The sequence below is a fragment of the Corynebacterium sp. HMSC065H09 genome (genome assembly GCF_001812845.1).
GTDB lineage: Bacteria > Actinomycetota > Actinomycetes > Mycobacteriales > Mycobacteriaceae > Corynebacterium > Corynebacterium jeikeium_D.
In genome coordinates this window covers 52,148-69,843 of record NZ_KV810602.1, presented here as the reverse complement: position 1 = coordinate 69,843, position 17,696 = coordinate 52,148, and the positions used below count along the sequence as shown (strand labels likewise).

Sequence of the window (17,696 nt, the reverse complement as noted above, 5' to 3'; positions counted from 1 at the left end):
CACGCTACCTGTCCGCAGCAACGGCGCTGACGCACGCGACTGTCTGCTCAGGCCAGTCGAAGCACGAAACGCGCTTGCCCCTTCTGCCATTACACTCGCGGGAAGAACATCTAACATCTTCAACGAAAGTAGAAATATGCCCGCTGACCTTTATCGACGTCTCTCCAACCTCGATGGCAAGAGCTACGGTGCATACAAATCTCTTCGTGGCTCCCACGAGCTGCCAGACCTGGACGCGACGCTATTTATCGACAAGGTTCAATCCGACCCCTACGCCCCGGCATCGCGGGCACGCGTCCACATTCCGCTGTCCGTACTGGACTATCGCGGCGCCTCCCGGTCACAGCCCGGTAGGTTCAGCACGGCGGAGCTCGATTTGTTGAACCGCCGCCTCGTGCGCGCTTTGAAGAAGTATGGTCGCGGACTATTCATTGATTCTCCAGGTCAGCAGGTCTTGCGCCGAGCAGCTGTCGCTGAGCTCCGTGCGGATGCGCACGACGTCGATAAGCATGACGATGCCCTCCAGATCAGCCTAGAAATCCAACTGCCCGCCCGCGGCCGACGCATTCTCGGGCGTGAGGCGGCGCGCTTAATCTGTGAGGATCTGTTGGACGCGCTTGACGACGCCATCGTGAACGCACCCATCGATGCGCTCGAGGAAGCCGCGGAATTAGAGTATGACCAGCTCTTTTTACGCCGTGCGGTGGCGGACGCGGACCTGATTGGGTTTGTGGCAGACGGGTCGGTGTTGCCCCGTCAGGCGGGCAATAGCCAGCTGCCGAAGCCCGGTGCGACTGCGTTTACCTCGCCCGAATCGCTGCAGCACAGTTTTCAGCTGCCATCGGGTAAAACGGTGCACGGCATGGGCATTCCGCGGGGCGTGACGTTGATTGTCGGCGGTGGCTACCACGGCAAGTCCACATTGCTGTCCTCTCTGGTCACGGGTGTTTATAACCATGTTGCTGGCGATGGCCGCGAGTTTGTCGTCGCCGACGAGACTGCGGTTGCGCTGCGTGCCGAGGACGGCCGGGCCATCACTGGTGTGGATATCTCACCGTTTATCAACGGTCTTCCCTCCGGTGATGACACGACCCGGTTTTCCACGGCGAACGCATCGGGGTCGACCTCCCAAGCTGCGGGTCTGATGGAGGCGCTGGGTTCCGGTGCTCGAGTGCTGCTCATCGATGAAGACACCTCCGCGACCAACTTCATGATTCGTGATGAGCGTATGCGCCGACTCATCCCCGATGACCGGGAGCCGATTACTCCACTGGTCGCGCGGGTCCGCGAGCTCTGGGAGGACCATGGGATTTCCACAGTCATCGTCGCTGGTGGTTCTGGTGCATTCATCGATGTCGCAGACACTGTCATCGCTATGGATGCGTACACGCCTTACGACGTCACCGAGCGCGCCCGTGAACTTCGCGAATCTGCTACTCCTGCTGAGCCTTCACCTGCGTTCGCGCAGTTCGGCGAGCGTTTATTGCGGGCTGACTTCCCTGCCGGTGAGGGCCGTGGTAGGCATGGCGGTCGCGGACATGGCGGTCACGGCGGTGGTCGCGGTGGTCGTGGCCGCGGTGCGAAACCTCCCAAGCCACCGCGGGCTCGTGGCCTGGAGTTGATTCAGGTGGGCAAGGACAATCTTGACTTGCGCGCTGTCAGCCAATTGATGGATTCCTCCCAAACAGAAGCCATTGCCCGGATTCTGGGCGCCGTCGTAAAGCAGCTCGATGGACGTACTGACCTCACCGACCTAATCCGGCGCGAATACGACAACTTTTGTCATTCGCTGTTCGACGCGACAGCTGCGTCTACCAATTCTGGTCATTTAGCGGAGCCTCGTTTCCAGGAGGTTGTAGCCGCAATCAACAGGCTTCGGCTCTTGCGGTAGCGAGCCGAAGGTTAGCGGGCTGCGGAACGGCACACCTGCGGCTGCCGCAACTAACTTCTTCGACGGATTTCGGCGTCGGGTCTTGACCTTGACGCGACGTCAAACAGAAAGATGATTCCCGTGAGCAACAACGACAACGAGTACACCATCGGTGAAACGGCCGAACTCCTGGGCGTTACCACGCGCACGCTGCGGCACTGGGATACCGTTGGGCTTCTCAGCCCGCAGTATCGCACGTGGTCCGATTACCGCCTCTACACCGATGAGGACATCGACACCGCGCTGGAGATTCTGGTCTACCGCGCCGCTGGTGTGCCGTTGAAGACTATCGGGGATTTCATCCACGGCGATTCCTCCCCGATAAGTCGGAAAGATCGTTTGCTCGCACAGCGAACTGTTCTCACCGAGAAGATCGCTGCCCTGCACCACATGGTGCAGTCTCTGGACAAACTGATTGAGGAAGGACACACGATGGAAGCAAAGACGAAGGCTGAGCTTTTGGGCCGCGACTGGCAGAATCTAGAGGCCGAGGCTGAGGAGCGCTGGGGTGACACCACCGAGTGGGAGCAGTCCCAGCAGGCTCAGGAAAATATGACGGATAACGACTGGGCTGCTCTTGAGGCAGAGGCTAAGGATTTTGCCGATGCGCTTGCCGACGCTGCCGAGCGACACGTGGAGCCAGGTTCCGAAGAGGCGGCCGAGCTAGTTGACCGTCACTTGGCCTCTATTACCCGCTTCTACGAGGCTGGCCGAGAAAAGCAGATTCTGCTGGCTCGCATGTACGTCGCTGATTCCCGGTTTGACCGGTATTATCGCGGCAATGCTGGCTACCTGCTGGAATTGATTGAAGCTCAGGCCCGTAAGGAAGGGATTGACCCGGCTACTGCCGAGTGGCGGTAGGTGGCAGGTGGCAGGTGGCGGGTGACGCTAGTCGGCGGGCGGTAGCCGTTCATCCAGGCCTTTTCCCCCCCCCCGGGCCTGAATCCGCTTAGAATTGACTCATGAAGTTCTCTCGCTCTTTCGCCGCTGTCGCCATCGGTGCCGCTACTGTGCTGGGCGCTGTTACTGCCTCTCCGGCTGTCGCACAGGCTATTGGCTGCCCTTTTGCACCAGTGCACAAGTATGAAGAACACCGTTTCTCCGGTTCTTCAACTTCGGCAGATGCTTTCAAGGTTTGGTTTAACGGTGGTGTCTACATTGAACCAATCGTCGAAACGCTGGATTTGGTTGAGCTTCAGGTTAATGACACCCAGGTCGCTCACGCTGGCGACATCATCTACAAGGACGAAGACGGCAACTTCTGGGTGAAGTAGCCTACGCAGGAAAAACAGGGCTCAATTACAGGTCTAACCCCATGGCAGATTAACCTCATCTGAATAGGGCTATAGCGCTAAGCGTTGTGGAGTCACTGGTACTCTGTCTCGCACCTTTTGCAATTTCTGCCAAGAGCCCTCGTTTTCAGGAGTGTTCCACCATGGAAATCATCATCGTCGATTCTGAGGCCGAAGTCGCAAGCATCGCTTCGGACTACCTCGCGTACTACGCCAACAAAGGTGGAAACCTCGGTGTAGCAACAGGATCGACCCCGCTTGCGACGTATCGAGAACTGATTCGTCGTCATCGGGCTGGTGAAGTCACTTTCAAGGACTGCAGTTTCTTCGCACTCGACGAGTATGTGGGCCTGCCCATCGAGCATGAGCAGAGCTACTACCACGTGATTCACAACGAGTTTTCCAATCACGTGGATGTCGACCCGGCGCGTGTCCATATCCCCGATGGCCTCGCGGACGACATCGGCGCGGCCTGTGAGGGCTACGAGCGAAAGATCATCGAGGCCGGCGGCATTGACATTCAGCTGCTGGGCATCGGTACCAATGGACATGTCGGGTTTAACGAGCCCTCCAGCTCTTTAAGTTCTCTGACCCGCATTAAGACCCTCCACCCGCAGACCGTGCTGGATAACGCCCGCTTCTTCGACTCCGCCGAAGACGTGCCGTACCACGTGGTCACCCAGGGGCTTGGCACTATTTCACGTGCGGGGCACCTCCTGCTGCTGGCCACCGGCACCGCAAAGGCTCACGCTATTGCCGCCTCCATCGAGGGCCCGCTGAGCGCGTCGATGCCCGCGTCCGTGTTACAGCTGCACCCACGGGCCACGGTTGTGATTGATCAGGCCGCAGCCAGTGAGCTGAAGAACAAGGAATACTACGAGTTCACCTACGCCCATAAGCCGCAGTGGCAGAAGGATATGTGGAAGTAGGCCCCAGCCTCTTCCCCTGCCCGACCTCACTATTCCCCAGCCCACGCACACGACTAGTCGGCACTAGTCGTCATCATTATCCATCTCCAGCTCGGGGTCTTCGGCGCGCGCCTGCTCGTAGACTTCCTTCGCGGCCGTCAGATTAATGACACCGATGACTAGTCCCACGACGATATCCGGCCATGCGCTGAACCAGAAAATGGTGACCACTCCAGCGGCGAGAATGAGCAGGTTCGCCAGGACGTCGTTACGCGCAGCCAACCACGCGCCACGCATGAGCGCACTGTCAGCCTTGCGCAGGTTCATCAGCAAAATCGCGCAGACCAGGTTGATGACCATCGCGATAATTGCCGTCACCGACAGCGTTAGTGGCTCGGGCGGCTCACCGCTAATCATCTTCCAAATGGCGGTGCCAAACGCCGCAATCGCCGGAATCAGAATCAGCCCGGCAAGGCCGAAACTTGCTTTACGACGGCTCGCCAGCGACCAACCCAATGCGGTGAGAACCAGCAGGTTGATGAGGAAATCTTCAAGAAAGTCCGCAGCGTCAGCAAACAGGGCTGCGGAGCCAATAATTGAGGCGACAATTAATTCAATGAAGAATCCGAGAAGATTCAGGCCTGCTACCCACGCCACAATTTTGCGGGCGCGGTGATCCAAAGTCGATGAGGTAAACACGGCGAGCATCGTAACGCGCAGCGCGAGTACCATCGAAATCTATGACCCTCGCACAGAAGTTCCACTCAGAAATGAAGGTTCCCGGCGGCAAGTTAGTTGTCGCCGACTGTGAGACCACCGGTGACACGATTTCGTCGATAAGCATTTCGGGCGATTTTTTCCTCGAGCCCGACGAAGCCTACGACATCATTAATGACGCTCTCCTCGATGCGCCTGCCGGGGACAACACGGAGCGCCTACAGGCTCGCCTCGATGCGGCGCTGAAGGATTTTGAGGATCAGTCTGGCCGCGAGGTGCGGCTGCACGGTTTTGATACCCACGTCATTGCGCAGGTCGTTCGACGTGCACTGACACAGGCTGTCGACTTCACGGATCTGGAGTGGGAGGTGTTGCAGCCGGGTGTCCTGCCGACGGTGATGAATGTTGCTCTCGACGAGGTCCTCCTTGACCAAGTCAATTCCGGACAGCGCGGACCAACTCTGCGTTTCTGGGATTGGGATGATCGTGCCACCGTCATCGGTTCCTACCAGTCCTATGTCAATGAACTCGAACCCGAGGGCGTAGAGAAGCACGATGTGCAAGTGGTGCGTCGTCTCTCCGGCGGTGGCGCGATGTTCATGGAGGGTGGCAACTGCGTCACCTACTCGCTCTATGTGCCGGAGAAGTTGGTAGCAGGCCTCAGCTACGTTGAATCCTATGAATTCCTGGACCGCTGGGTCATCGCTGCGCTCGCGCAGCTCGGCGTCAATGCGTGGTACGTCCCCATCAATGACATCACCTCCGATGGCGGCAAGATTGGTGGTGCCGCACAGAAGCGCCGTGGTTCGACAGTGCTCCACCACGTCACCATGAGTTATGACATCGATGCCGACAAAATGATGGAAGTCCTGCGCATTGGCAAGGCCAAGATTGCCGATAAGGGCCTGCGCAGCGCGAAGAAGCGCGTCGATCCGCTCCGTCGCCAGACCGGTGCCAGCCGCGCGGAAGTCATTGACACGATGAAGCAGACATTCATCAACCGCTACGGCGCCACCGAGGCATCGCTTTCCGACGAGGACTTCGCTGCGGCGCAGCATCTTATTGACACCAAATACGGCACGGAGGGCTGGACTCACCGAGTCCCCTAAACGTCGCACTGCTTACTTGTATACGACAGCTGGTCGGGAAAAGGAGTTAACTAAAGGAGACAAGTAAACAAAGGAGAGTCGACGTGAGCGGCGAGCGTGCAATTGGGTCCTATCCTGCGAATATGCACCAAAACCTGGTGAAGGGTTCGGCGCGCGCCGTAACAACACCGCCGTGGTGGTCTCCCCGATATCGAAGGCACCGGAATTGTGATTCACGGGCGCCCACTACAGAGCTTGAACGGTGTCGGCGAATTCACCGAGACACTGGCCACAACGCCGCTACAGCCCCCGCGAGAGGTTCCAGCGCAGAACCGCAGGCCGGTCATGGTAGCGACCAAGCACTGACAGGGACGCAGTATTCAATGGGAAGGACTGGCCAAGTTCAATGGGCAGTTCCAACCAGGCCGTAGTGAGCGCACGCAGCGAGTGACCGTGGGCGAATAGAATCGCCTTGTCTTCACCCGATTCACGAACCCTTTTGACTACACGTTCAACGCGCTTGCGGACTTCTTCCGCGGTTTCGCCATTGGGCACACCGTGAGTCCAAATCTGCCAGTCGGGAACAGTCTTCTGCACTTCCTTCGAGGTAATCCCCTCGTAGTCGCCGTAGAACCATTCCGCGAGATCCTCTTCGACTTCGAAGTCGTGGAATCCTGCCAATCGAGCGGTCTCTTGGGCACGCTGGCGGGGTGATGCCAGCACTAGCCCAAAGTCCTTCGGATCCAGCCAGCCGTTCAGGGCCTCGGCTTCTTCCCGACCGTTGTCAGTCAGAGGAAGATCAGTTACCGATGTGTGCTGGCCAGTGCGCGACCACTCAGTTTCGCCGTGCCGCACGAGATATAAATCAGTCATAGTTCCAGCTTAGGCTTATCTGAAAGTGCGGTTAGCCGCGGCAGCCCTGCTAGCCCATCACGGGGTCACGGATCCGGCTACGAACGCTGCTTAAGTGTTTCCACTGCGCGGTCGGCAAGCTCCTCGCCAGCACCGTCATAAAGGTAGACGGCCATGTCGGCACCAACGTTGAGAAGCTGATCCTTAAACCTCTGCACCTTAGTGGTGGTAGCAACCACGGCTTCGGTGTCCTGCTTACGGATGTTCTGAATCATCGCGTAGGTCTCAGCGTGCTCAGACAGCGCCAACACGTACAGCGCTGGTTTCTTCTCCAACTCGATGTGGTGCCACAGCTCTGGGTCTGTCACATCACCCGAGATAACCTGGTAGCCCTGCTCACGCAGCTCTTCGATGCGATCCTCATCGAAGTCAACGCCGAAGACGTTCATGCCGTACTCATTAACCAACCTGCCGTAGACACCGACGCCGACGCGCCCCATACCCATGATGAGGGCATCAGCGTTATCAATAATGACCGTTGCCTCTTCTGGGACCAGGCGGTCCTCTGGGGTTTCTGGGACGAACTTCTGCAGGAAGCTGACCAGCTTGTCCTCATGCGGGACCATCAGCGAGCTGGCAATGAAGCTACCCGCCACGGCGACCGCCATGATCGAGGTCCACTCATCGGGCAGAATGTCCTGTTGCGTCGCCGCAGCCATGACAATGAGACCGAACTCCGAGTAGTTACTCAGCGTCAGGCCCGCCAACGCGCTAGTGCGCAGGGACAGTCCGGTGCGCTTGAGGATCCCGATGAAGATAGTGACCTTGAACACCAGGAACAGGACCATAATCGCGGCGATAACGTAGCCGCCAGCACTTGGCAGACCACCGAGGCCAATTTGGATAAAGAACGCGACCAGCAGCAGCTCGCGGATACTAATCAGAGCTTCCGACAGACGGTCAGAAATTGGGTGCGAGGACAGCAGAATACCGGCAACCAAGGAGCCCAGCGAGCCGGACAGCCCTGCCAGCTCGAAAGCCGAGTACGCGGCCACTGCGATGCCGATACCGGTGAGAACCAGCAGCTCAGTGCGGAACATGCGGTTGGGAAGACGCGCCGCCAGCGGACGGATGAAGAACAACAGTGGTAGAGCCAGCGCCCACAGCTCCGGGGTCTTACCCGACGATGCCACCAGCACACCAACCGCAATGATGTCCTGCAGAATGAGCACACCAATCGCGATGCGTCCGATGGCCGAAGCACCGCGGTTCTGCTCCTCCAAGTGGCTCATCACGAACACCGTCGACGAGAAGGAAGTCGCAATGCCGATGTAAATCAACGCAGTCACCGACAGCCCGGTGAGCTCACGCAGCGGCAAGAAACTGGCGATACCGAATAGCGCGGCAAAAACTACCGTGTTTAAAAATGCGTGGCCCAACCCCGAAAAGACCACTCGCGGCGCCACGATATCCTTCGGATTTAGCTTCAGACCAATCGTGAACAGCAAGGTGGTAACACCGAGCTCGGCCAGCGAATCAATGAACGGGATTTCCTCGAGCCCCATTGCATGAACGGCAAAACCGGCCCCGAGGAAACCAATCAGCGGCGGCAGCCGAAGCAACGAAGCACCGAGCCCGCCGATAATCGAAAACAGTATTGCTGTTAGGTATACGGATTCCACCCATCAAAGATAACGGCTGACACAACTGATAAATGCAGAGGTTGGCCATTAACCGTTCTTTGCCACCCGACTGGGGCTAGCGTCTTGGGAGCTAGCGTCGGTACGGAACCTCGCCCAATGCAATCGGCTGCGGGTACTCCGCCACCCACGCGACCGCCGCTGCCGTCAACGCATCAATGTCCGACTCACCGGCTTTGCGCTGCTTTACGACGGCCATTGCATCCTCGGCAGCTCCTACTGTCTCCAGCCAAAAGTCGGTCATCGCGACAAAGTCTTCGTCCCAGTTGACGTAGCCCATCTCCAGGGCCTCGTACCCGAGCCGGCCCACGATGCGAATAACCTCGCCCTGCACAGTCGCGGCTGCGCCACCACCCGGCACCAGGTAGTTCCAGAGGAATCGGAACTGACCATTGGTCGACTTACCTGCAGGGACAATGATGTCGCTGTGGCCGTCGTGAGGCGTAATCACGTCCGGACGTTCCGCACCGATGCGCTCGTAGAGGCGATCCATAACTGGCTGGTACTTGTCGCGTTGCTTCTCTGACATGCGGTTGTAGCGGCGACCGAACTTGGTGAACTCTTCGCGCACTTCGTCGTCGATTTCCGAACCAGCGTCCAGAAGCACCTCGATACTCTCTAGGACTCGACTGAGGGAATCGGTATCGGCAGCAGCAACCGCCTCTTTGAACGCTGTCCGGCCGTGACCGAGGCGGTTCTCGCGGTGAAGGTCAGCACCATTTTCCAACAGCAACGCAATCGCCTTGGGCTGATGGCTCTTCGCTGCCATGAAAAGCGGAGGATACTTACCGGCTTCGATGTCGGCACCGCATTCGAGCAGGATTTTCATCTTGTCGGTATCGCCCCGGCTTGCATGCTCTGCCAGCGCGGTCTTACCGAAGCGGTTCTCGGTGTTGACGTCGATCCCCTGGTCGATTAGCCAGCGCATGAGCTCTGGCGGGGTGCCACGGAGCGCCAGTGCAGTGTCCTTGCTGTAGCCAAAGACTGCGTCGAGAGCGCAAGTGTCATAGACGGCCTTCAGTGCATCCATGTCACCGGCTTCGAGCAGCTCTTCGAAGTTCTCGACCAGTTTCTTCCGCTTCCGTGGCATGCAGTTTCCCCTTTACTTACCGCCCTCGTCGGTGGACAGCGCAGCCACGAATGCCTCCTGTGGCACCGAGACCGAACCGATGTTCTTCATGCGCTTCTTACCGGCCTTCTGCTTCTCCAGCAGCTTGCGCTTACGGGAAATGTCACCGCCGTAACACTTAGCAAGGACGTCCTTGCGCAGTGCACGGATGTTTTCGCGGGCGATAATCTTCGAACCGATTGCAGCCTGAACCGGGACCTCGAACTGCTGGCGAGGAATCAGCTCGCGCAGCTTCTTGGTCATCTTGTTGCCGTACCACTGGGCGTTGTCGCGGTGGACGATAGCGGAGAAAGCATCGACTGCTTCGCCCTGCAGGAGGATATCCACCTTGACCAGATCCGCAAGCTGCTCGCCGGCATCTTCGTAGTTCAGCGAGGCATACCCCCTGGTACGGGACTTCAGCATGTCGAAGAAGTCGAAGATAATCTCGCCCAGTGGCATCTTGTAGCGCAGCTCCACGCGGTCTTCCGACAGGTAGTCCATACCGCCCATCTCACCGCGCTTCTGCTGACACAGCTCCATGGTGGGGCCAACGAATTCACTCGGCACAACGATGGTGCACTTGACCATCGGCTCGTAAATTTCGCGGAGCTTGCCCTCCGGCCAGTCACTCGGATTGTGAACAGTGACCTCGGTGCCGTCCTCAATGACAACGCGGTAGACAACGTTCGGAGCCGTCGAAATCAAATCCAGGTCGAACTCGCGCTCGAGGCGGGCACGGGTAATCTCCATGTGCAGCAAGCCCAAGAAGCCACCGCGGAAACCAAACCCGAGGGCAACCGAAGTCTCCGGTTCGAATGTCAACGAAGCGTCGTTAAGCTGGAGCTTTTCCAACGCATCACGCAGGTCAGGATAGTCCTGCTGAGAGATTGGGAACAGACCTGAGTAGACCATCGGCTTTGGCTCTGCGTAGCCCTCCAGCGGCTCCTCCGCCGGCGTTGCGTTCAGCGTGACGGTATCACCGACCTTGGACTGACGGACGTCCTTCACACCAGTGATGAGATAACCGACCTCGCCGACGCCAAGTCCCTTACACTTCTTCGGTTGCGGCGAAACAATGCCGATTTCCAACAGCTCGTGCTTGGTGCCGGTGGACATCATTTGAATGACTTCACGCGGCTTGAGCTGCCCATCAACAACACGGATGTACGTGACCACACCACGGTAGGTGTCGTAGACCGAGTCAAAAATCAGCGCACGAGCAGGCGCCTCCGGATCGCCGACCGGTGCCGGGACGAGCTCACAGACTCGGTCGAGCATCTCCGCAACGCCCTCACCGGTCTTGCCCGAAACACGCATGACATCTTCCGGCTCGCAACCGATAATGTGCGCGATTTCCTCCGCGTACTTATCCGGATCCGCGGCCGGCAGGTCAATTTTGTTCAGAACTGGGATGATCTCCAGGTCATTTTCCATGGCCAAGTACAGATTGGCCAGCGTCTGCGCTTCGATGCCCTGAGCGGCGTCGACAAGCAGAATCGCGCCTTCACACGCCTCTAGCGCACGCGAGACCTCGTAGGTGAAGTCAACGTGACCAGGCGTATCAATCAGGTGCAGGACAATCTCTTCCCCCGCGTGCTGACCTGTGCTCGGAACCCACGGCAGGCGCACGTTCTGGGCCTTAATAGTGATGCCGCGTTCGCGCTCAATATCCATATTGTCGAGGTACTGATCGCGCATGTCGCGCGCCTCCACAACACCCGAGAGCTGCAGAATTCGGTCCGCCAGGGTGGACTTACCGTGGTCAATGTGCGCAATAATGCAGAAATTTCGAATCCGTGAGGGGTCCGTAAAAGTCTGCTCCGCAAAATTCTTGGTCACGTTGGGTCTACTCCGAAAAATAAAGACGTTATGGGCATTGGGGCGCGGCGTTGGCCGACCCATATGCGCCGGCCTCGAAAACCGACCAGCCGGGCTTAAATACAATCACGCACAATCTTACCTATCGATTCCCTCCGCACTAAACCTCTAGACTTAGATTCCATGAGCTCCACTTCGTCCACCGATAAAAATGAACGCGAAAGCTGGCCACGCCGCCTGCGCAATCGCATCAGCGCGCGTCTTTTCGCCGGTACCGAGTGGTTCCGCGGCCCCGACACCCTCGATGAGGCACTGTTTAAGCTCAACACGCAACTTGGGCTCGCTCAGGACACCTCGCTTTCCGACGAGTCCAAGGAGGCTCTACTTCGACTGCGAGATTCGGTGACCATCGCGCGCCCAACCGCGGAGTTGGCCCGCACAATCGTCTACAGCCCCGACATGGATGGTCAGGCCGACCCCGGCGAAGTGGTATGGATTCCGCTGCAGCTCGAAGGTGAAAATGCTGCCCTGCGCGAGCGCGCTGTGGTCGTGGTTGGGCGCCATGACCAGTACCTATTGGGCATGCTGATTTCCACCCGCAGCGAGCACAGTGAGCACCCGGAGTGGCTGTTTATCGGCAGCGGGTTCTGGAATGAAGACCCCAAGCCATCGTGGGTTCGCATGGACCGTATCTTGCTCATCCCAGAATCGGGTATTCGCCGCGCAGGTGCGATGATGCCCCGTAGGCGCTTTGAGCTCATCGCCGCCCGACTTCGCGGAGATTACGGCTGGAATTAGGCAGTAGCTGGAGTTAGGCAGCGGCTGGTATTAGGCAGCGCTGTTTGCTAGAATTCTGCAAGTTGTTTACCGTTGCGTTCCTTTGCGGCGAGCGCGGGCAGGACCTTGGGTTCGCGTTTTCATCGTCGTATAAGCGCAGTGGGCGGTTTTAACTCGCTGGTTAATTAGTTTGACCAGCAGAGGTTCGACCCGAAATTTGCACTGTGATCAGGACTTTTCTTGGTGGCGGGCGGTAACAATTCCAACTACTACGGATACAAGAGGTATTCACGATGGCAAACATCAAGTCCCAGATCAAGCGCAACAAGACCAACGAGAAGGCTCGCCTGCGTAACCAGGCTATCCGCTCCGCAGTCCGCACTGAGATCCGCAAGTTCCAGGCTGCTGTTGAGGCTGGCGACAAGGCTGCTGCTGAGGCTCAGCTGCGCGTTGCTTCCCGCAAGCTGGACAAGGCTGTCACCAAGGGCGTCTTCCACCGCAACACTGCGGCTAACAAGAAGTCCGGTATGGCTAAGGCTTTCAACAAGCTGGAGGGCTAATTCCCTTTTGGCGCTGTGCCGTTCTTGTGGCGCTTGTGCCGTGAAATTAACCGCTTCCTGCTATTTTCCGATTTCATTTCGGATGTGGCGGGAGGCGGTTTTTTTTATTTAACCCCAACGCGAGTTAGTGACTGCGTTTATGGCTGGCGGCGGTGGGGCGATGCGAGTTACTGACTACGTTTATGACAAAAATGGCCCGAAAAATGGCTTGAAAGTGTCATAAACTCACACAGTTTCACATTTGCAGCCCTTTGAGCAGGGCCTGGGCCCCGCCTCCCACACTGTTGGTTGTTGATTTCCATCGCTTCGGTTCCAGCACACCGACATGCAGCCACCAACACACGGCCAGCGAATGCGGTTGCGACTCCGGTGGATTGACCGGAAAACGGGTTTGAATCAGGCCCAGACACGTATTCGCAGAACCGAGCCCCTATTCAAGCGCGATTTACATAACGTGACCTGCTGGAATGTCTTGAATCTGACAGACTTCTTGTCTATTAACCCTAAAATTGCTGCGCATTATCTGAGTATCCACGAGAATCGACTACGCCAGCACAATTTCTACAGGAAGGAACGTCATGCCGAAGACAACTTTCACAACGGTCGCGCATGCCCCAACCAACCTCGAAACCACGGTGACCTCTCGAGACATGAGCTTCACTTTGGACGAGCCTACTGACCTCGGGGGAACCAACGCGGGCATGAACCCGGTCGAGGCGCTGCTCGGAGCCCTCGGCGCCTGCAAGTGCATCGTTGTCCGCTCATTCGCCGCTGCCCACGGCATCAAGCTCAACGATGTCAAGGTTGAGTGCTCCGGTGTGCTCGATCCAGACGGTTTCATGGGGAAAAACCCGGAAGCAAAGATCGGTTTCTCCGAGATTCACACCCGCTTCCACATTGATGCAGACAACACGAGGGAGGAACTGGTCGCATTCCTCGGCTTTGTTGAATCCCACTGCCCGGTTCAGGACACGCTGTCTAACCCTGCGGCCTCGTCCTTCGAACTCGCATAGCGGAAAATCGCTGGTTTTCGCCACGGCCTCTCAAGGCTTAACGCCTATGGGACGAATGGGCCAGCTCCGCGATACGAAGCACCGACTGTTCCAGCGATAGTTCCGGCGTCGATGAGGCTCCCTTGGTGTCCGCATCCAGCTGTGCCGCAACAACCACAGCGCGAGCGACCGCCGGAGTTGACCAGGCCGAAGCCAACCGCTGAGTTTTCTCCAACTTCCACGGCGGCATGCCATAGCGGTGGGCATCCCTGCGAGCATTAACGCCACGTGCGCCGTGGAGCCGAGCTACATCACCGACCATTCCCGTGATTGCAGCCGACAGCAGTGCCGGTGCCATTCCCAGCTGCAAAGCACGGCGCATCTTCGCCAACGCTTCCCCACCCCGACCGCGCAGTGCGAGCTCGGCAATCTCAAAGCCCGAGACCTCCGCCGAAGCACCGTAGTAGGTGCGCACTGCTTCCGAGGTGACCTTGCCCGCGGTGTCTGCACAGAGCTGGGAAATAGCGGTGGCTAGTTCGCGGAGGTCTGAACCGACCGCATCCAGGACGGTATCGATGACGTCGCGACGCACCTTAACCCCGTGTGAGGCGAATTCTTCGCCAACAAAACCGGGCAAGTCGTTTCGCTTAAGCGGTTGAGCTTCGAAAAAGCGGACCCCCAACTTACGCAGGTCAGCGACCATCTTTTTCTGACGCCCCTCACCGCTGTGAAGGAGAATCAACGTGATGCCCGGCGCGGGATCCTTAACCGAATCCATCAACAGCTTGGCAGGCTCTTTGCCGGCGTCTTGGCAGTCGGTAACAACCACGATCCGGTCATCCCCAAACAATGAGGGGCTGAAGAGCTCCACCGCGTCAACAGTGGTCATGTCCCCTGCACGGATGGTGGTCACAGGCACCGAGCGTCCGCCCGGATCGGACTCCGTTGCTGCCTGCGCGCGGACGGCAGCGACAATGGCGAGGCGGGCGCGGTCTTTCAGCAGTTCCTCTTTGCCCACAATCAAATTCACGGGTGCGACGGCGCTCAATCCCGACCTCTTTTCCGCGTTGATTCCTGCGACTGTTGTTTCTAGCCTACGGGACAGCCCGGATTTCACCTTCCTCGCCAGACTTCGCCATTCGAATAGAGAGCTTGCGGCCCATCTCGCTGTGGGCACACCACAGGAATGTGCTCGGGTGTCATTACGGTTTCTCGCACGCGCGGACCACACTCGCGGGCGATAAACCACTGGGGTGAGCGGTGCGATTGGAGCGGTTGGCCGCTCACGGCTTCAGCGATATACGACGGGGATTCCACCACCACGGTTTCTGTCGTGGTGTTATCTGCGGCAGTATCCAGTACCTGGGTATGCCACGTCATTTGCTCGGTGAGTCCGAGCGCAATTCGGCACTGCCGGCTGAGCGGGGTCGGTGCAGGGTAACCAACCGATGCAACATGGTTGGCGGGTTCTCCGGCAGTACCCGCGTGAATGAGAACGATCTGGTTCTTCTCAGCGCAGGCTGCAAGCTTCCACCCCTGTGGGGCACGCGCAATGTCGAGGCCGAACACCCAAATAACGGCATAACTACCGGCTGCCAAGACAGCAGCGAAGGCCCCAGCGCGGAGCGCAAGACGGGGCCACGCCCAGAGCGCCGTCAAGCATGCGAACGTGAGCGTGCAGGAGATGACCAACGTGACCGTCCCAGTGGCGGGCGCGACGATTCCCGCAGCGAGGCGTGCGACCTGATGAATCCACCATGCGCACGGCGCGGCGCACCAGAGCAGCGCACTGACCAGCCAATTGAGATGCAGTGCGGCGGCAACGGCAGCGAGCGAACCAGCGATAGTAACCGGTGCGACGGCGGGCGCGGCGAGGAGATTGGCGAGCAGTGAGACGTGACTAATTTCGCCGATGAGAAGCGCCAATACGGGCATGGTGACCACGTGTGCGGCAATCGATACGGCGACGGCGCGGACTACTGGGGCGGGCCAGGTACCCATAACGGTGGTGGCGGACAGGCGTCTGGCAAGGGGCTCGGCAAGAAGGACTAACCCAGCGGTGGCTGCGACCGACAGGGCGAAGCCCACTGATACCGATAGGTCTGGTGCCAGGAGAATCAACCCAATAATGCCAGCCGATAGCGCCGCGATGGCTTGGCCAGCTCGTCCTACGAGAATCGCCAACAGCCCAATGCAACCGGTGACCACTGCGCGTAGCACTGACGGTTCTGTGCCCACAATTGCCACGAAGCCGTACAGGGCAAGTGCGGCGACTGCGACCCGCACCCGCGGCCCAGCCCACGAGAACACGGTTACAACAGCCCCGATAACAAGCGCAACGTTCGCTCCAGAGACTGCTGATAGATGTGAAAGCCCAGAGGCAGTCATCATGTCGCCGTCGTTGAGGCTAAAGCCGCGCTCATCGCCGATGGCCATGGCGGGAATCAGGCGGTCGGGACCAACGGGAAGATTCTGCGCCGAGTCAAAGAGCTGCTGGCGCACCTGAGCTGCCAGCCCCTGCGGTGGCGCGATGACCTCAATATCGCCGCGCAGATTCAGCTGGATACCACTAATGCAGGGTTTGCTGGCCACACGTATACCGGCTGTGGATTCAACTACGGCGTCTCTCGTGACCGCCAACAGTTGCTCGTCTCCGAAAACCGACACCTGCCCCGGAAGGCCCTCGATGCGGGCCTTCGCGCTGGCCCCGAACTCGGTAGCTTTCGGCTCGGTGACGAGGCGCAATTGCACTTTCGACATCCCGCCAATGTCGTCATAGAGCTCGTGGGCTCGGGCTTGCGCTATGCGGATTCGCGTGGCCACCGCAACACTGGCCACCGCCACAGCTGGCACCACGATAGTGACGATTGCTCGCCAGCCGGAGGTCACCGCACCTCTTCCCCATCGCCACGACCAACGCTGCCACGCCCACGGCAACACCACCGCAGTCACGATTGCGGTTGGTGCCACAACTATCGCCCATTCTGGGCGCATGATCACTGCCACCGCAGTCGCCCACGCCAACACCGCTGCTGGCACTAGCCGCACGTCGAGCCCAGCACGAGCGCGCAGGTCAGACGGTGGCGGCATCGCGCAGAGCCTCTACCTTAGCCGGGCCGATTCCCGGAACCTCCTCAAGTGCGTCGATACTCGCAAAAGGCCCGTTCTTTTCACGAAAGTCGATGATTTTGGTCGCCGTTGCGGGTCCAATTCCGGGCAATTCCTCCAGCTGCGTAGCAGTGGCGGTGTTGATGTTGATCTTTCCGTCAGAGCCACCCGGGCCAGCCCCGCCTGCAGCACCGGCGCCAGAACCGCCAGAAACATCGGAACCGCCCTCCGCCGTCCCTGCTGGCAGCGCCTCTGTCCCAACCACAATCTGTTGACCATCTACCAACGGTGCCGCCAGGTTCACGCTGGCAGGATTAGCCTCCGGCAAAAGCCCACCCGCACGCTCAATTGCCTCCACCACCCGCGCACCCACTGGCACCTCCACCACGCCTGGATTCACAACCAATCCCACCACCGACACAATCAACGGCCCCATCTGTGCCTGAGCGTTAGTCTCCTTTCCCGCACCGGCTGGCGTCTCCGCTGGGGTTTCGGTCGTCTCCGGTGTCGTCCCCGCGACAGCCGCGTCCTGCACCGCAGGCATCTCCACCTGCGGCGTCGACGGCCACACCACCGCAGCGATTACTCCCAAGGCCAACACCGCAATCACAATGCACGCAGCCATCGCCACCCGCGGCGTCACCACCGCCCGGCGCGTGGAAAAGTCCACCGCCATGCGCTTGTCTTGATCAATCGGTTCCAGATAGTCCGCCAGCCGATTCCGCAAATTCGTCACGATGCGCACACTAGCGCCCCGCCCCACATGCCACCTCGACGAAAGCACTCATCGAGGCGCCATCTGTGGATAAAAATTGGCCTGTGGGGGTTATCCACAGGCCACAT

Annotated in this window: 16 protein-coding genes; 8 read left to right on the top strand and 8 right to left on the bottom strand. The window is 58.9% G+C overall.

Going from position 1 to position 17,696, the window contains the following annotated elements:
• Positions 1 to 136: 136 nt before the first annotated feature.
• From HMPREF2878_RS09675 to nagB, 4 genes are all read left to right on the top strand, one after another.
• The gene (locus HMPREF2878_RS09675) at positions 137 to 1,891 is read left to right on the top strand and encodes an ABC-ATPase domain-containing protein (protein ID WP_070653429.1); all 1,755 of its coding nucleotides are present in this window, start codon (positions 137 to 139) and stop codon (positions 1,889 to 1,891) included.
• Positions 1,892 to 2,002: 111 nt separating this feature from the next.
• Positions 2,003 to 2,791 carry a MerR family transcriptional regulator gene (locus HMPREF2878_RS09670; protein WP_070653428.1) on the top strand — a complete coding sequence of 263 codons (789 nt, stop codon included), beginning with the start codon at positions 2,003 to 2,005 and terminating at the stop codon, positions 2,789 to 2,791.
• A gap of 101 nt (positions 2,792 to 2,892) precedes the next feature.
• Entirely contained in the window at positions 2,893 to 3,204 is a 312-nt protein-coding gene (locus HMPREF2878_RS09665) for a hypothetical protein (protein WP_070653427.1), read from the top strand.
• 161 nt (positions 3,205 to 3,365) lie between these two features.
• Positions 3,366 to 4,151: a glucosamine-6-phosphate deaminase gene (gene nagB, locus HMPREF2878_RS09660; protein WP_070653426.1), complete on the top strand. Its 786-nt coding sequence runs from the start codon at positions 3,366 to 3,368 to the stop codon at positions 4,149 to 4,151.
• Positions 4,152 to 4,214: 63 nt separating this feature from the next.
• Here nagB and HMPREF2878_RS09655 read toward each other — a convergent pair whose 3' ends face one another.
• Positions 4,215 to 4,838 carry a cation efflux transmembrane domain-containing protein gene (locus HMPREF2878_RS09655; RefSeq protein ID WP_070653436.1) on the bottom strand — a complete coding sequence of 208 codons (624 nt, stop codon included), beginning with the start codon at positions 4,836 to 4,838 and terminating at the stop codon, positions 4,215 to 4,217.
• 32 nt (positions 4,839 to 4,870) lie between these two features.
• On the opposite strand from HMPREF2878_RS09655, the gene HMPREF2878_RS09650 reads away from it, so the two are divergent.
• Complete coding sequence (locus HMPREF2878_RS09650) at positions 4,871 to 5,956, top strand: lipoate--protein ligase family protein (protein WP_070653425.1); 1,086 nt, start codon at positions 4,871 to 4,873, stop codon at positions 5,954 to 5,956.
• 279 nt (positions 5,957 to 6,235) lie between these two features.
• Here the strand turns inward: HMPREF2878_RS09650 and HMPREF2878_RS09645 are convergent, their stop codons facing one another.
• The 4 genes from HMPREF2878_RS09645 to lepA all read right to left on the bottom strand — a co-directional run bounded on the left by HMPREF2878_RS09645 (position 6,236) and on the right by lepA (position 11,437).
• Positions 6,236 to 6,808 (bottom strand): histidine phosphatase family protein, encoded by a 573-nt coding sequence (locus HMPREF2878_RS09645; RefSeq protein WP_049172631.1) that lies wholly within the window; start codon positions 6,806 to 6,808, stop codon positions 6,236 to 6,238.
• Positions 6,809 to 6,885: 77 nt separating this feature from the next.
• The gene (locus tag HMPREF2878_RS09640; protein ID WP_070595784.1) at positions 6,886 to 8,469 is read right to left on the bottom strand and encodes a cation:proton antiporter family protein; all 1,584 of its coding nucleotides are present in this window, start codon (positions 8,467 to 8,469) and stop codon (positions 6,886 to 6,888) included.
• A 91-nt stretch (positions 8,470 to 8,560) separates the two neighbouring features.
• Positions 8,561 to 9,577: an ankyrin repeat domain-containing protein gene (locus HMPREF2878_RS09635; protein WP_070653424.1), complete on the bottom strand. Its 1,017-nt coding sequence runs from the start codon at positions 9,575 to 9,577 to the stop codon at positions 8,561 to 8,563.
• Positions 9,578 to 9,589: 12 nt separating this feature from the next.
• On the bottom strand, positions 9,590 to 11,437 hold the full coding sequence (gene lepA / locus HMPREF2878_RS09630; RefSeq protein WP_070595786.1) for a translation elongation factor 4: 1,848 nt from the start codon (positions 11,435 to 11,437) through the stop codon (positions 9,590 to 9,592).
• Between the two features lie 162 nt (positions 11,438 to 11,599).
• Here lepA and HMPREF2878_RS09625 point away from each other — a divergent pair, with 162 nt between their 5' ends.
• From HMPREF2878_RS09625 to HMPREF2878_RS09615, 3 genes are all read left to right on the top strand, one after another.
• Positions 11,600 to 12,214, top strand: coding sequence for a type II toxin-antitoxin system PemK/MazF family toxin (locus tag HMPREF2878_RS09625; protein WP_069359618.1), 615 nt, complete (start codon positions 11,600 to 11,602; stop codon positions 12,212 to 12,214).
• A 272-nt stretch (positions 12,215 to 12,486) separates the two neighbouring features.
• Entirely contained in the window at positions 12,487 to 12,753 is a 267-nt protein-coding gene (gene rpsT / locus HMPREF2878_RS09620) for a 30S ribosomal protein S20 (RefSeq protein WP_016422323.1), read from the top strand.
• A 578-nt stretch (positions 12,754 to 13,331) separates the two neighbouring features.
• Positions 13,332 to 13,766 carry an OsmC family protein gene (locus tag HMPREF2878_RS09615; protein ID WP_049190829.1) on the top strand — a complete coding sequence of 145 codons (435 nt, stop codon included), beginning with the start codon at positions 13,332 to 13,334 and terminating at the stop codon, positions 13,764 to 13,766.
• A 37-nt stretch (positions 13,767 to 13,803) separates the two neighbouring features.
• On the opposite strand, the gene holA is transcribed toward HMPREF2878_RS09615, so the two are convergent.
• The 3 genes from holA to HMPREF2878_RS09600 are packed head-to-tail and all read right to left on the bottom strand — an operon-like array spanning position 13,804 to position 17,589.
• The gene (gene holA / locus HMPREF2878_RS09610; RefSeq protein WP_005511539.1) at positions 13,804 to 14,862 is read right to left on the bottom strand and encodes a DNA polymerase III subunit delta; all 1,059 of its coding nucleotides are present in this window, start codon (positions 14,860 to 14,862) and stop codon (positions 13,804 to 13,806) included.
• On the bottom strand, positions 14,859 to 16,835 hold the full coding sequence (locus HMPREF2878_RS09605) for a ComEC/Rec2 family competence protein (protein ID WP_070653423.1): 1,977 nt from the start codon (positions 16,833 to 16,835) through the stop codon (positions 14,859 to 14,861). Before HMPREF2878_RS09605 ends, holA begins: the two co-directional genes overlap by 4 nt.
• Positions 16,819 to 17,589: a ComEA family DNA-binding protein gene (locus tag HMPREF2878_RS09600; protein WP_241482456.1), complete on the bottom strand. Its 771-nt coding sequence runs from the start codon at positions 17,587 to 17,589 to the stop codon at positions 16,819 to 16,821. Before HMPREF2878_RS09600 ends, HMPREF2878_RS09605 begins: the two co-directional genes overlap by 17 nt.
• Positions 17,590 to 17,696: the final 107 nt, after the last annotated feature.